The following is a 13,305-nucleotide window of genomic DNA, read 5'->3' as shown; positions in this document are numbered from 1 at the left end:
TTAACATAAGAGATAAATATGCCTTGGATACAGATCCGCATCAACTCAACAGGTCCACAAGCAGAAGCTCTTGGCGATGAACTCATCGAAACTGGGGCGGTATCCGTCACTTTTCAAGATAGCCATGATACCCCTGTTTTTGAGCCCCTACCTGGAGAAACTCGTCTTTGGGGTGATACTGACGTCATTGGTTTATATGATGCAGAAACCGACATGAAATGGGTGGTTTCTCAATTGGAAAATAGCCCTCTTCTTGGAACTGGGTTCATTCATAAAATCGAACAATTAGAAGATAAAGACTGGGAAAGAGAATGGATGGATAACTTCCACCCAATGCGCTTTGGTGAGCGTTTATGGATCTGCCCAAGTTGGCGCGATGTTCCGGACCCAACTGCCGTTAATGTCATGTTAGACCCAGGCTTAGCCTTCGGAACAGGGACCCACCCAACAACATCACTGTGTCTTCAATGGTTAGATAGCCTTGATCTCGAAGGGAAAACGGTAATCGACTTCGGATGCGGTTCGGGCATTTTGGCGATCGCAGCATTGAAACTAGGTGCCGCTCATGCCATTGGTATCGATATCGACCCTCAAGCTATTACTGCAAGTCGCGATAATGCGCAACGTAACGGCGTTTCCGAGCGTTTATCTCTCTACTTATCGAAAGACCAACCGGAAGCGCTACAAGCTGATGTCGTAGTTGCTAACATCCTTGCTGGCCCTCTACGTGAATTAGCCCCAATGATAAGCGTATTGCCTCGTGCAGGTGGTTTACTGGGTCTTTCTGGGGTATTAGCCACTCAAGCAGAAGGGGTTGCTGATGCTTATCGCCCCATGTTTGAAATTGACCCTGTGGCTGAAAAAGATGAGTGGTGCCGTATTACCGGTGTCAAGCACTTTTGATGGCTTTTTTTATCAAAATTAGGGAATAATTCCTTTGAAAATAACGCCAGAATAGATTATCTTATAGCTCAAATATTGCTCAATAGCTGGTGATAATCTGTTCTGCACGAGATTTGAACAACGCAACAGTTATTTTAATAAATCGTTATCGAGTACGCTTAACTATTTGTTAAATATAACTAATTTTTTAGTTGCTAGAATGCAAGATAAAAAAATTAGTGATAAATAACCGTTTGCTCAAAGTTTGTCCTTTCATATCTCGTAAAAAATGCGTAATATACGCGCCCTTGCAGTCACAGTATGGCCCCCATTTAGTTATGCGAATCGGACAATATCAGTTGAGAAACTGTCTTATTGCTGCCCCAATGGCTGGCATTACAGATAAACCTTTTAGGTCACTCTGTTATGACATGGGCGCAGGTATGACGGTATCAGAAATGCTTTCTTCTAACCCTCAGGTTTGGAAGACAGACAAATCTAGGCTCAGAATGGTTCATCGTGATGAACTTGGGGTACGTTCCGTTCAAATAGCTGGCAATGATCCCGATGAGATGGCTGCTGCTGCTCAAATTAATGTTGAGAGTGGCGCTCAAATTATCGATATCAATATGGGCTGTCCAGCTAAAAAAGTGAATCGTAAGCTTGCAGGTTCTGCACTGCTACGTTATCCAGAAATCGTTAAGTCGATTCTAGAAGGTGTCGTAAAAGCAGTGGATGTACCTGTTACTCTTAAGATCCGCACAGGTTGGTCACCTGAAGAGCGAAACTGCATAGAAATTGCCAAATTGGCCGAAGATTGCGGCATTCAAGCACTCACCATTCACGGCAGAACTAGAGCCTGTCTGTTTAATGGGGAAGCTGAATATGACAATATTCGGGCAGTTAAGCAGACTGTTACCATTCCGGTTATTGCCAATGGCGACATTACTGACCCGCTAAAAGCCAGGGCTGTTTTGGACTACACAGGGGCTGATGCCTTGATGGTAGGACGAGCGGCTCAGGGAAGACCATGGATCTTCCGGGAAATCCAGCATTATCTGGACACAGGTGAAATATTGCCACCGATGCCAATGGCAGAGGTACAACGCATTATGCTAGCGCATGTACAGGAATTGCACGACTTTTATGGTCAAGGCAAAGGAGCCCGTATAGCGCGCAAACATGTTTCTTGGTACTTAAAGGAACATGCACCTGATGACCAGTTTCGGCGCTCATTCAACACCATTGAGGATGCCAGCGAACAGCTGGAGGTGTTGGAAGCATTTTTTGAAAATTTTTGCGTAAATAAAGATAAGAGCTGACAGAACTATGTTCGAACAACGCGTAAATTCTGACGTACTAACCGTTGCTACTGTAAATTCACAAGATCAAGTAACTCAAAAACCGTTACGTGATTCAGTCAAGCAAGCACTGAAGAACTATTTTGCTCAATTAAATAATCAAGATGTTAACGATTTATATGAGCTGGTATTGGCTGAGGTAGAACAGCCTTTGTTGGACATGGTTATGCAATATACCCGTGGAAACCAGACCCGTGCAGCCCTGATGATGGGTATCAACCGCGGTACTCTGCGTAAGAAACTGAAAAAATACGGCATGAACTAATCCTAGTCGGTTAATGCAGTGTTTTTACAGGCACCTTCTATATTTTAGAAGGTGCCTTTTTGTTTAAATGACTGGGCACCAGAAACGCCACAGTACTGCGACGCATGCGGCTAGTATATTTTACTCTTCTATTGCAGGTATTTAGTATTTCTCATTAAATACACAAAATGTACTGCTCTAGACTAACCTAGCTTTACTCCCTACCAGTTAAATTACCATTCCCCCCAATGCCCTTTCAATCCCTAAAAGCCCCTATAAACTTATACTTCACTCACCTATTTTATTAGATAACCTATTTTATTCCCTGTTAACCCTAGGTTGATTTAACTTAAATATAATAAATTTAAATAGCCTCAATAAATCACATCATCTAAAATATAATAATAAATACTATATTCAGTAAATAAAATTCACAGTGCGCTTACCATCACAGCAAACACATCAAAAAATTTAATTATTAATAATAAGCTATTAAAACAGAAGGAAATTTAATATTTAAAGTACTCAGTCATTATTAATAGTTTGCTAAAACACAAAAAACATTAATCACTCACTGAGTTTAAAATATTATTATTTCACCATTCTCCAAATAGTAAATAAAACTATAGCCCAACCTAATAACCCTTGTTCAACTTACATAAGTCTACGCTGATTAAAAATCACATAACTGACTAACACCCTTCCATTTGACTTTATATAATAAATTCTGAACTCATTGTTATACAAGAATTTAAATTATTTTATTAGTAAAGATAGCATTTATTACAGTACCTACTTTTCATAATAGGTCAATGTCATTTCCTGATGTATATACAGATTTATATACCTTAAAAATAATTAGTCGAACAAGAAAAAACAATGAACAACTTATTGAGGAAAAACTGAATGAAAATTATTACCATAGCGGTTTACTCATAGGATATTTGGTGATGTTAAGTACCTATGCGCTTATTATTATCTGATAATTATGTTAGTTAATATTTATTTTTCACTCACAATGAGAGTTTTCTTTACTTAAACCAAACCCCATGATATTTAAGTATTTTTCACTATATATACCACGTTTTGATTACTCACATTATGTGTTTTCTTTGCTTTTTACGCACTTAAACGTTACAAATAAAGATAAAGTATGAAAAATGTTAATATCGAGTTAATATTCTGTTTTTATCTTTAGAATTGCTTTTTTGTATCGTCATTGATTTATCAATTTTTGATAAATTAAAAAACACACATCTCGCAGAAAATCACAACACATTGATTTATATATAATTATAAAAACTGTAAAAAGTGTAAATTTATGGTTATTCATTAAAAACTTCAAATTAGTGAGTTTGCTTTTAAATTTCTCACTCTTTATAATTGTAGGAAATCAAGGCAACGATGAATATTATTAGCTTTCTCTTTAATTAAAGAACTAATATTAATAATAAGTTACTGATTTATTAATTTAAATTAGTAGTTTTCTTTTGGAAAATAGTTGTATGAACTTACAAGAACATAAAGATGCTCCAAGTGAGAATTCTGCCAATTGTTTTTCTTCTTATTGTGGAGTTGTAATAAAAAGAATAAGAAAAGAAACTGGTATTACTGGAGCTCAATTAGCAACAAAATTAAATATTTCACAACAGCAAATGTCTCGCTATGAAAGAGGTGTCAATAAGCTAACAGTCGATATGTTATTTAATATCTCAGTAGCTTTAAACATCTCATTTGAAAGTTTAATCAAGAACATTATTATTGAAATAAACAAATCAAATTATGATGACGTGGTAACTTTAAGAAAAAGCATCACGGCATCTGATACCATCTACTTTTATTAAGTAACTTTATTAAGTTTAATAATTAAAGTGGCTTTAAACATTTTCAAACAAAAACACATCAAATATTTATTATGATTCTCTGAGGAATATATGAATAAAGTTATTTTTGCAGTTTTAGTATCGAGTGCAATGAGCGCTTCTGTATTAGCCGCTGATATGGGGCACGGTAAAGTTACATTTAAAGGCGCTATTATTACAGCACCTTGTTCAATATCGCCTAATTCTATCGATCAAACTATTGAGTTAGGACAAATTGCAGATTCAACATTAATGGGCGGAGGTAGATCAACCCCACGTACATTTGATGTTTCATTAGAAAACTGCAAATCCGAAAACTTAAAAAGTGGAGTCCAATTGACTTTCAGTGGTGCAGCTGCAGCATTTGATACAACAAATAAGACATTAGGACTTGTCGGTACAGCTTCCGGAGCAGGTGTTCAAATTACTAACCCAGCTGGCCAAGTAATCACACTGGGCAAACCCTCTCCATTCCAAATAATCCAAAATGGCAGCAACACTCTACGTTTTGCCGCATATTTGATTGGTGATGGTGATAAAGCAAAAACAGGTGAATTTAGCTCTATAGCTGACTTTACACTGAACTACGAGTAAACGAATAAATGGCCTGATGAGATAAGGATATCGCTCAGGCTTTTAAAATTCGGTGAGAGGTACGCATGATAAATAAAATGAGAATTATCAAAGGTACATTTGGATTGCATTGTATCGTCTTGGCCTTTTCAGCGAATGCTGGAGCGAGCATCAAAATGCAAGGCTCTATTATTGAAACAGCTTGTTCTATTGATGTTGGAAGCCGAAATCAAACTATTGATATGGGAAGTTTACCTTTAGCCGCCATTCATAGAGATGGCCAAGGACCTGCTCGTACTTTTCATATTCGTTTAGTTAATTGTGTTTTAGCTCGGCAAAACCCCGCTAAGCCAAATTGGCAATACTTTCAAGTCACCTTTGACGGCTCACAATCGCAAGGGTTATTTCAAGTAGATGGCCAGGCGAGCGGTGTTGGACTACAGATTCAACGCGAAGACGGTGAAATTGCCATCCCAGGAAAAAGTTTATCGCACCAAACACTTTCAATTGGTGAACGCGACCTGTCATACAATTTACGGTTAGTAGCAAATAAAAATGCGTTGATAGCAGGGCAATACTCTAGCCACATACGTTTTAAATTAGATTACGAATAGACCGCATAAGTCGTTGTTCATTTCGGTTATTAAATAAACATCATAGATAAAAATAAGAGAAGGTGGGGCAATGACCTCGGATTTCATTCGCACCCCGTTACTTGGGTGGTTTCATCCAAGTGTAGTGGGGCTATGTATTACACTGGTAGTAAGCTTTGCTGGGCAGGCGAAAGAGATTGAGTTTAATACCGATATTTTGGATGTAAACGACCGAGCTAACATTGACTTGAGCCAGTTTTCAAAATCCGGTTATTTAATGCCAGGTGAATATAGTTTTGCTATTTATGTGAATAAGCAGACGTTACCAGAACAACCTATTTATTACTACACCTCGCCTATAGATGAAGGTGATAGTTTAGTGTGCTTAACGCCAAGTATTGTCGAACAATTTGGTCTGAAACCCGAGGTGATGAGCAAACTGTCATGGTGGCATGAAGGAGAATGTTTGTCACTTGATAGCTTAAAGGGAACCGATGTTAAAGCTGATTTAGCTAGTTCAACATTATATATCAATATGCCGCAAGCATATTTGGAATATACCGCTGAAAATTGGGACCCTCCTGCACGTTGGGAAGATGGCGTATCAGGGATGGTCTTTGATTATAACGTCAATACACAAGTATCACAGCAAACACGCGGTGGCGAGCAAACTAATTACAACACCAGTGGAAATGGCGTAGTTGGAGTAAACCTAGGCGCATGGCGTGCTCGTGCTGATTGGCAAATGCGATTAGATAAACAACAAAGCCAAAGCGTAACACATTCGTTAGATTGGTCTCGTTATTATATTTACCGAGCCATTAAATCTTTGGGTGCAAAATTAACCTTAGGTGAAGATTATCTGGTGTCAGATATTTTCGATAGCTTCCGATTTACGGGAATGAGTTTAATTACCGATATTAATATGCTCCCTCCTAATTTAAGAGGGTATGCTCCTGAAATTACTGGGGTTGCCACTAGTAACGCGACAGTAATAGTGAGCCAGCAAGGCCGTATTATTTATCAAACACAAGTTGCGGCTGGCCCCTTTCGTATTCAGGACTTAAATGATGCCATGTCAGGTGAATTAAATGTTGAAGTTAAAGAACAAGATGGCTCAATCCAAACTTTCACAATAAATACAGCTACGGTCCCTTACCTAACTCGTCCGGGGCAATTACGTTACAAGTTAGCAGTAGGACGTCCTACTGATTGGCAACACCATGTAAATGGTGAAACTTTTGCGAGCGGTGAATTTTCTTGGGGAGTCAACAACGGTTGGTCATTATTTGGTGGCGCAATTGGCGCTGAAAATTATGCTTCTGCAGCACTCGGTATCGGACGTGATTTAATGATGTTTGGAGCATTATCGTTCGATATTACACATGCACGCTCTAATTTAAAAGGAATGACTGATGTTGGAAATAAAACCTATAAAGGCAACTCATACCGCCTAAGTTATTCAAAACACTTTGATGCTTATAACAGCCAAGTAACCTTTGCAGGTTATCGTTTCGCGGAAAAAGGTTTTATGAGTATGTCAGAGTACTTAAATGCGCAAATGAGTGGGGTTCAGCAATATAGCAGCAAAGAAATGTATACCGTTTCATATAACCAACAATTTCCGAGTGTCGGATTAAGTGCATATCTTAATTATTATCACCAAACCTATTGGGATCAGCCAGATAATGACCGCTATAGCCTATCTATAGCCAAGTATTTTGACATGGATAAGCTAAAAAATTTAAGCATTAACCTGACGGCGTATCGTAATAGTTATCAAAATACGAACGATGATGGGGTATATGTCTCTTTATCAGTGCCATGGGGAAATTCTGGTTCTCTCAATATGAATAGTAGTTGGAATAAAAATGATAACACTCAAAGGATCGGGTATTACGACCGTTTGGATGAGCGCAGTAATTACCAACTAAGCACAGGGATTTCTCGTACTGGTGCTTTAGTCAGTGGTTTTTATTCTCATCAAGGTGATATTGCATCATTAAATGCAAATGCTACTTATCAACAAAACCGCTACCGCTCTGCTGGATTGTCTTTACAAAGTGGGATCACCGCAATACGAGACGGTGTTGTATTCCACAGAAATAACCAAATGGGGGGAACACGTATTTTTGTCGATACTGATGGCATAGCTGGCATTCCCTTACGAGGGTACGGCGCAACAGTTGACTCTAATCGTTTTGGGCAAGCAATCTTAACTGATGTGAATAGCTATTACCGTAATCAAGTGAGCGTAGACTTAAATGCCCTACCCAATGATGCACAAGTAACACAATCGGTTAAACAAGGAACATTAACGGAAGGTGCTATAGGTTATCGTCAATTTGAAGTCGTTGCTGGTGCAAGTGCCATGGCCATATTACGGCTCGCTGATAACAGTTACCCACCGTTTGGTGCTTTGGTATTTAATCGACGAGGCCAACAGGTAGGAATGATTGGTGATGAAGGAAGCGCCTATTTAACTGGATTAAACCCAAATGATATTTTGCAGATACGTTGGGATGAGAGAACTCAATGTGAAGTGACATTACCGGAAACTTTACCAACAGGAGAAGCATTGTTTTCTAGCTGGTTATTACCGTGTCTCTCTGCTGGTAATAAAAACTCAATCAACACAACCTTCGAGGAAATGAATTGAGTAAATATCAATACAATTACAGGCACTTTTTTCATCAAATATGAAATTGTCAATTCAAGACAACCTACTTTTCTAGTAAATCAATGCGAATGAATAATTTTATTCGTTCGATATTTATGAATGCAGCGTAAATAAAAGACTCTGCTTTTACAGAATGAGAAAATAAATAATGAAATTATTAATGACAAATAAATTATGCCATAAATTATTTGGCTCGGTATTACCCTATTCTTCTATTTGGTTATTAGGAAGCATACTCAGCATAATTGGAGTATCTCCAGTTCAAGCTGCAATAGCACTAGATAGAACACGGGCTATTATTACAGAAAATGATAAATCAATTAGCCTAAACATCAGTAACGAAAATAAACAACTGCCTTATTTAGCGCAAGGGTGGATTGAAAATGAAAAAGGGGAAAAGATCAGCGAACCATTTACAGTTCTTCCCCCAGTTCAGCGACTAGAGCCTAGCGCTAAGAGTCAGGTGAAAATACAATCACTTCCTGGTACAGCTGTGTTACCACAAGACAGAGAGTCGGTGTTTTACTTTAACTTGCGTGAGATCCCACCTAAAAGTGATAAGCCAAACACGTTACAACTCGCATTACAAACACGAATTAAATTGTTCTATCACCCGAAAACGATTATTCCGACACGTGAACAAATGAACACCCCGTGGCAAGAAAAGCTGACATTAACGCGCAAAGATAACCAATATACAGTGACCAACCCAACGCCTTACTACGTCACTATAGTAGATGCAGCACCGAGCACAGAAGGTAAAACCGTTGATGGCTTTGAACCTATTATGATTGCCCCCAAAAGTAGTCAAACGATGAGTGGAGCAGCTGATGCATTGGGTAACAAGCCAGTTTTAACTTATATCAATGATTACGGCGGGCGCCCGGTACTATCTTTCCAGTGTCAATCTCAGAGTTGTTATGTCGTCCCTTCACAAAAACCTTAAAACGAGACGATATCAATCGCAATTACTGTGTTTGAGTAGGAGAAATCACCATGAATATAGTACTGGAATTAGAACGATATCGTCATGCGTTAGGAGGGATGCTGCTAGTGTTACTAGCCACTACTGTTAACGCCACGGAATTGGACAAAGTGGATAATTGGGATGTAGATGGGGCAAATGGCACTCTATATGTTCACGGAGCTTTAACTGAAAGTGCTTGCCGATTAGCGATGACTTCTGCAAATCAAACAATCGACCTAGGTACAATCGGGACGGGGCAACTTCAGCAAGTCGGGCAATCAGGCCCCCCCATAGCTGTCGTGTTACGTTTGGAAGATTGTTTAAGTGGGGAAAGCCGTAATCGAAACCAATTGGGTGACTTACTTTGGAGCCCCGATATGCCTGCAATGAAAATCCGTTTTTTAGCACCAGCTGATAAACAAAATCCATCTTTAGCGGCAGTTATTGGAGCAAAAGGAATAGCATTAGAATTCAGTGATGCAACTCACTCTCCCATTGCATTAGGGCAGTATAGCTTGCCTCATTTAGTATCACCTGGGCAAAATCAGTTAACGTATTACGTGACTCCAGTGAGAACAACCATGGGGTTAAATGCAGGCGCCTACTCCGCCTTAATTCGATTTCAATTGAATTATGATTAACAGAAAGGCAATGCACATGTCATTAAAAAACAAACAAGAATTCCGCCTTGCCATATTCAAAGGGATGATGGTAATTGGAATATTGTCAGGAGTACTTAATCAAACACAGGCAGATACTGCAAATTTAAATTTAAAACTAACAATTATTACACCCCCCCAGTGCACCATCAGTAATGGTGATGAAATAACGGTTTCATTTGGGCAAGTTCAACAGGGGTTAATAGATGGCGTCAGCTATAAACGTACTCCAATTGACTATAGGTTAGCGTGTACTAGTGTTGCAACAAATGCTTTGAAAATGTCACTTTCTTGGAGTGCGGTGACTTTCAATGGGTTATCAGCTATTCAAACCAATCGTACTAATTTAGGAATAGCAATATACCAAGATGCAACTCAATTAAGTAATGGAGACAGCCTAAATTTCAACCTACTTGGCGCTCATCCCGCATTGTATGCCGTACCAGTCAAACCGACAGGCACTATGTTATCAGACGCGGGGGCATTTTCTGGTGCCATGACCATGACCTTAAATTATCAATAGGATGAAAAAATGAGGGCAAAAATCCACAGCTGGTTATACATGTTTATCACATTCAATATAGTGTCATTTCCAGCATCAGCCGCGTTTACGGTGAATTTTAATGGTACGTTAGTTGTCACACCGCCAGAATGTACAGTTAATGGAGGTTCAACAACCGATGTACAATTTGGCGATGTACATGAAACATTGATTAATAATAGCAGTTATAAACGCACGCCAATTATGTATGCATTAAATTGCACACAGGTATACAACAACGCGCTAAAAATGACCTTAACGTGGAATGCCATCACGTTAAATGGCCAAAATGTAGTGCGCACTAATCGAAGTAATTTAGGAATAGCTATTTATCAAGATAATACTCGCTTGAATAATGGAACATCATTGAACTTCACCTATGGTGGGAGCATGCCCGCATTGTATGCCGTCCCAGTAAAACCAACAGGAACAGTACTCACTGACGGTGGTGAATTTAATGGTGTATTAACGATGGTTGTTGATTACCGCTGAGGAAATCTTTATGAAATTAAATCGGTGCTTAAAGTCAATTTTAACTTTCGTTATTCTGATTAATTCTGGTATGGCATTCGGTATCGGAGCTAATTTATCCGGAAACCTAATAGTAACACCTCCAGAATGTATTTTAAATAATGGACAACAGCAGGCTGTGCATTTTAACGATATTTTATTAACGCGTATCGATGGAATTAACTACCAGCAGACATTGGTATTTAAATTGACATGCACACAGCTGGCGAAGAATGCAATTAAACTTACGATTCAAGGTGATGTAACTAGTTTTAATAGCAATGGAGCGCTCAAAACTAGTCACTCTAAACTGGGTATAGCATTTTATCTAAATGATGTACGCCAAGCAATTAATGAGACTATAAACGTGAATTATACTGCATTACCTACAATTAAAGTGGCCCCCATAAAAAATCTAACTGCGAGCTACAGTAATACGGATGGAGGTGCATTTACTGCGCTAGCAACCCTGAAAGTAGATTATCAATGAGGGACATAATGGGAACATTATTACAAAAAATTTGCTTCTTACGTAACGGGCTAGGAGTAATACTCCTCACTATTGTCTCATGGAACTCACAAGCTAATTGGCTATTTGATGGGACATTGATTATTCCGCCAGTCTGTCAGCTAGGACATGAAGACCCGATCAGAGTTTCTTTTGGGAAGGTGGGAGTGCGAAAAGTTGATGGGCATTTATTTAAGCAAAATATTCCTTATCAACTTAATTGCCAAGGAGATTTAAATCAACCTTGGGATATCACTTTATCTTTTAATGCAACTTTAGCAGGTTCAGGATTTGATAATGCAACATTGCGTACTTCTAGCTTACTGAATGTAAACAAGCTAGGCATCCAAATACAAAAAGATGGTGTACCGCTGGAGTTAAATAAGGCATTTGCTATTGATACAGGGCATTTACCAGTACTATCTGCAGTTCCGATTAAGCGAACTGGCGTTGATTTAGTGGGAGATGATTTTACAGCACAAGGTACATTAGCGATTGCATTTCAATAAATACACCATGGACTAAGAGATGAAAATACAACTAGGCCGCTGGCTTCCTTGGGTAATATTAAGTATATCATTCCCAACATTTGCAGATGACGTACTTTTTGATGGCACGCTGGTAGAGGATGCCTGCGAAGTATACCCAGGGGATGAAAATATTGAACTCGATTTTGGGACTGTAATTGATGAATATCTATATCTCAATACACGTACGCATAGTCAGCCTTTTACTATTCGCTTAATTAATTGTGATTTGGTATTAGGAAAAGAAGTTCAAGTTACCTTTACAGGTAATGAAAGCACAACTTTACCTGGATTATTAGCTTTAAATAATGTAAGTCACGCAAAAGGTATTGCTGTGGGATTAGAATCAGCTAATGGTACGCCAATAAAACTGAACAAAATGAAAGGTCACATTCAAGGATTGCATTCTGGTAATGGTAATAATTTGAATTTTAAAGCATATATTCAAGGTGAGCCTAAAGCACTACAAGAAAAAAACATTATTCTGGGTGATTTCGTAGCTACAACTACTTTTACACTAGAATATGAATAAAATTTTTTTATAAAGATAAATATGGAAAGCAATAATGAATAGACTATTATTTCTGTTTTTTTTATTTTCAGGGCAATGCTTATCGGAAGAACTTACCGAATTGCCTGCAGGCAGTTCATTTATTTACCCTAAACAAATATCAACAAAATGGCTTCATTACACACTTTCAAATTGTATTGGCCCAAGCAATCCACATGCAAACTGTAGAGATAATAATGATATTGTTTTAGATGGTGAAATTGAAATAACGATACGCCTTACCCAGGGTACTTTAAACCAAGCTATTAATAATAGAATTAATGCGACAAATAATTCAACCACTATTTCTCGTCAAGGTAAATTTGACTGGGTAGGAGGTGGATATGGTCTGAGGATTGAATGGACTGAAACAGTACCGGGTTTAATCTGTACACCAAATGATAATGCTAGTTATCAAAAATGTCTAAGTCGATATTTGGGAAATACGTATACTGTGAAACATAACTTTATGACTTCACAAAGTGCAGCTGTGTGGAAACATTTAAGTAAATATCCGCTATGCAATAGAGGCATTCTCTTTCAAAACCAGTTATCTACAACAGGTGTTTCTGATATTTATTCGACAGATTTTGAATCAACATGCACAAAAGGAGGGCCAAATGATATAACTCCTCCAGAATTAGAAGATTCTGCAGTGTGTAGCTTAAATAGTCAAAACTTAAATTTAAATTACTCATCAACAAACTTTAATGTTACTGGCCTCACTCAAAATGTAAATTTAATGATTTCGTGTTGTCCACTCCCCTTTAATTGAGACACGTTAAATTAGAGTTTTCTAACTGTTGACGATAGGCCTCCGGTGGGAGGTGATTTAAACTTTCATGGGT

Annotated in this window: 15 protein-coding genes; all 15 read left to right on the top strand. The window is 38.3% G+C overall.

Annotated elements, in window-relative coordinates; all coding sequences use genetic code 11:
* Positions 1–18 precede the first annotated feature (18 nt).
* Positions 19–903: a 50S ribosomal protein L11 methyltransferase gene (gene prmA / locus ACPEH5_RS10025; RefSeq protein WP_042846272.1), complete on the top strand. Its 885-nt coding sequence runs from the start codon at positions 19–21 to the stop codon at positions 901–903.
* 317 nt (positions 904–1,220) lie between these two features.
* Positions 1,221–2,204 (top strand): tRNA dihydrouridine synthase DusB, encoded by a 984-nt coding sequence (gene dusB / locus ACPEH5_RS10020; protein ID WP_004908195.1) that lies wholly within the window; start codon positions 1,221–1,223, stop codon positions 2,202–2,204.
* Positions 2,205–2,211: 7 nt separating this feature from the next.
* On the top strand, positions 2,212–2,508 hold the full coding sequence (gene fis / locus ACPEH5_RS10015) for a DNA-binding transcriptional regulator Fis (protein ID WP_004258438.1): 297 nt from the start codon (positions 2,212–2,214) through the stop codon (positions 2,506–2,508).
* Between the two features lie 1,484 nt (positions 2,509–3,992).
* On the top strand, positions 3,993–4,331 hold the full coding sequence (locus tag ACPEH5_RS10010) for a helix-turn-helix domain-containing protein (RefSeq protein ID WP_042846274.1): 339 nt from the start codon (positions 3,993–3,995) through the stop codon (positions 4,329–4,331).
* Between the two features lie 90 nt (positions 4,332–4,421).
* Entirely contained in the window at positions 4,422–4,943 is a 522-nt protein-coding gene (locus tag ACPEH5_RS10005; protein ID WP_042846276.1) for a fimbrial protein, read from the top strand.
* A gap of 65 nt (positions 4,944–5,008) precedes the next feature.
* Positions 5,009–5,536 carry a fimbrial protein gene (locus ACPEH5_RS10000; RefSeq protein WP_155405707.1) on the top strand — a complete coding sequence of 176 codons (528 nt, stop codon included), beginning with the start codon at positions 5,009–5,011 and terminating at the stop codon, positions 5,534–5,536.
* Between the two features lie 70 nt (positions 5,537–5,606).
* Positions 5,607–8,174, top strand: a complete 2,568-nt coding sequence (locus tag ACPEH5_RS09995) for an outer membrane usher protein (RefSeq protein WP_281110762.1) — start codon at positions 5,607–5,609, stop codon at positions 8,172–8,174.
* A 181-nt stretch (positions 8,175–8,355) separates the two neighbouring features.
* Positions 8,356–9,141 carry a fimbria/pilus periplasmic chaperone gene (locus ACPEH5_RS09990; RefSeq protein WP_281110761.1) on the top strand — a complete coding sequence of 262 codons (786 nt, stop codon included), beginning with the start codon at positions 8,356–8,358 and terminating at the stop codon, positions 9,139–9,141.
* 50 nt (positions 9,142–9,191) lie between these two features.
* A complete protein-coding gene (locus ACPEH5_RS09985; RefSeq protein WP_129466439.1) occupies positions 9,192–9,803 on the top strand; it encodes a fimbrial protein in 612 nt (203 codons plus the stop codon).
* Between the two features lie 16 nt (positions 9,804–9,819).
* Positions 9,820–10,344, top strand: coding sequence for a fimbrial protein (locus tag ACPEH5_RS09980; RefSeq protein ID WP_240133302.1), 525 nt, complete (start codon positions 9,820–9,822; stop codon positions 10,342–10,344).
* A 9-nt stretch (positions 10,345–10,353) separates the two neighbouring features.
* Positions 10,354–10,854: a fimbrial protein gene (locus tag ACPEH5_RS09975; protein WP_129466440.1), complete on the top strand. Its 501-nt coding sequence runs from the start codon at positions 10,354–10,356 to the stop codon at positions 10,852–10,854.
* A 10-nt stretch (positions 10,855–10,864) separates the two neighbouring features.
* Positions 10,865–11,362 carry a fimbrial protein gene (locus ACPEH5_RS09970; protein WP_042846282.1) on the top strand — a complete coding sequence of 166 codons (498 nt, stop codon included), beginning with the start codon at positions 10,865–10,867 and terminating at the stop codon, positions 11,360–11,362.
* Positions 11,363–11,370: 8 nt separating this feature from the next.
* Positions 11,371–11,889 carry a fimbrial protein gene (locus tag ACPEH5_RS09965; RefSeq protein ID WP_042846284.1) on the top strand — a complete coding sequence of 173 codons (519 nt, stop codon included), beginning with the start codon at positions 11,371–11,373 and terminating at the stop codon, positions 11,887–11,889.
* 19 nt (positions 11,890–11,908) lie between these two features.
* On the top strand, positions 11,909–12,439 hold the full coding sequence (locus ACPEH5_RS09960) for a fimbrial protein (protein WP_166686615.1): 531 nt from the start codon (positions 11,909–11,911) through the stop codon (positions 12,437–12,439).
* 34 nt (positions 12,440–12,473) lie between these two features.
* Positions 12,474–13,232 carry a hypothetical protein gene (locus tag ACPEH5_RS09955; RefSeq protein WP_281110760.1) on the top strand — a complete coding sequence of 253 codons (759 nt, stop codon included), beginning with the start codon at positions 12,474–12,476 and terminating at the stop codon, positions 13,230–13,232.
* Positions 13,233–13,305: the final 73 nt, after the last annotated feature.

The sequence above is a fragment of the Providencia sp. NPDC089933 genome (genome assembly GCF_049545585.1).
Lineage (GTDB): Bacteria > Pseudomonadota > Gammaproteobacteria > Enterobacterales > Enterobacteriaceae > Providencia > Providencia huashanensis.
The sequence above is the reverse complement of the archived record's forward strand: the minus strand, read 5'-3'. Positions and strand labels throughout refer to the sequence as shown.

What these genes read in the sequence shown, in the direction of transcription:
- ACPEH5_RS09965 (WP_042846284.1), top strand. Translation starts at nt 11,371, where the DNA reads ATGGGAACATTATTACAAAAAATTTGCTTCTTACGTAACGGGCTAGGA.
- ACPEH5_RS09970 (WP_042846282.1), top strand. Translation starts at nt 10,865, where the DNA reads ATGAAATTAAATCGGTGCTTAAAGTCAATTTTAACTTTCGTTATTCTG.
- ACPEH5_RS09980 (WP_240133302.1), top strand. Translation starts at nt 9,820, where the DNA reads ATGTCATTAAAAAACAAACAAGAATTCCGCCTTGCCATATTCAAAGGG.
- ACPEH5_RS10005 (WP_042846276.1), top strand. Translation starts at nt 4,422, where the DNA reads ATGAATAAAGTTATTTTTGCAGTTTTAGTATCGAGTGCAATGAGCGCT.
- ACPEH5_RS10000 (WP_155405707.1), top strand. Translation starts at nt 5,009, where the DNA reads ATGATAAATAAAATGAGAATTATCAAAGGTACATTTGGATTGCATTGT.
- ACPEH5_RS09955 (WP_281110760.1), top strand. Translation starts at nt 12,474, where the DNA reads ATGAATAGACTATTATTTCTGTTTTTTTTATTTTCAGGGCAATGCTTA.
- prmA (WP_042846272.1), top strand. Translation starts at nt 19, where the DNA reads ATGCCTTGGATACAGATCCGCATCAACTCAACAGGTCCACAAGCAGAA.
- ACPEH5_RS10010 (WP_042846274.1), top strand. Translation starts at nt 3,993, where the DNA reads ATGAACTTACAAGAACATAAAGATGCTCCAAGTGAGAATTCTGCCAAT.
- ACPEH5_RS09960 (WP_166686615.1), top strand. Translation starts at nt 11,909, where the DNA reads ATGAAAATACAACTAGGCCGCTGGCTTCCTTGGGTAATATTAAGTATA.
- ACPEH5_RS09995 (WP_281110762.1), top strand. Translation starts at nt 5,607, where the DNA reads ATGACCTCGGATTTCATTCGCACCCCGTTACTTGGGTGGTTTCATCCA.
- ACPEH5_RS09990 (WP_281110761.1), top strand. Translation starts at nt 8,356, where the DNA reads ATGACAAATAAATTATGCCATAAATTATTTGGCTCGGTATTACCCTAT.
- ACPEH5_RS09985 (WP_129466439.1), top strand. Translation starts at nt 9,192, where the DNA reads ATGAATATAGTACTGGAATTAGAACGATATCGTCATGCGTTAGGAGGG.
- fis (WP_004258438.1), top strand. Translation starts at nt 2,212, where the DNA reads ATGTTCGAACAACGCGTAAATTCTGACGTACTAACCGTTGCTACTGTA.
- dusB (WP_004908195.1), top strand. Translation starts at nt 1,221, where the DNA reads ATGCGAATCGGACAATATCAGTTGAGAAACTGTCTTATTGCTGCCCCA.
- ACPEH5_RS09975 (WP_129466440.1), top strand. Translation starts at nt 10,354, where the DNA reads ATGAGGGCAAAAATCCACAGCTGGTTATACATGTTTATCACATTCAAT.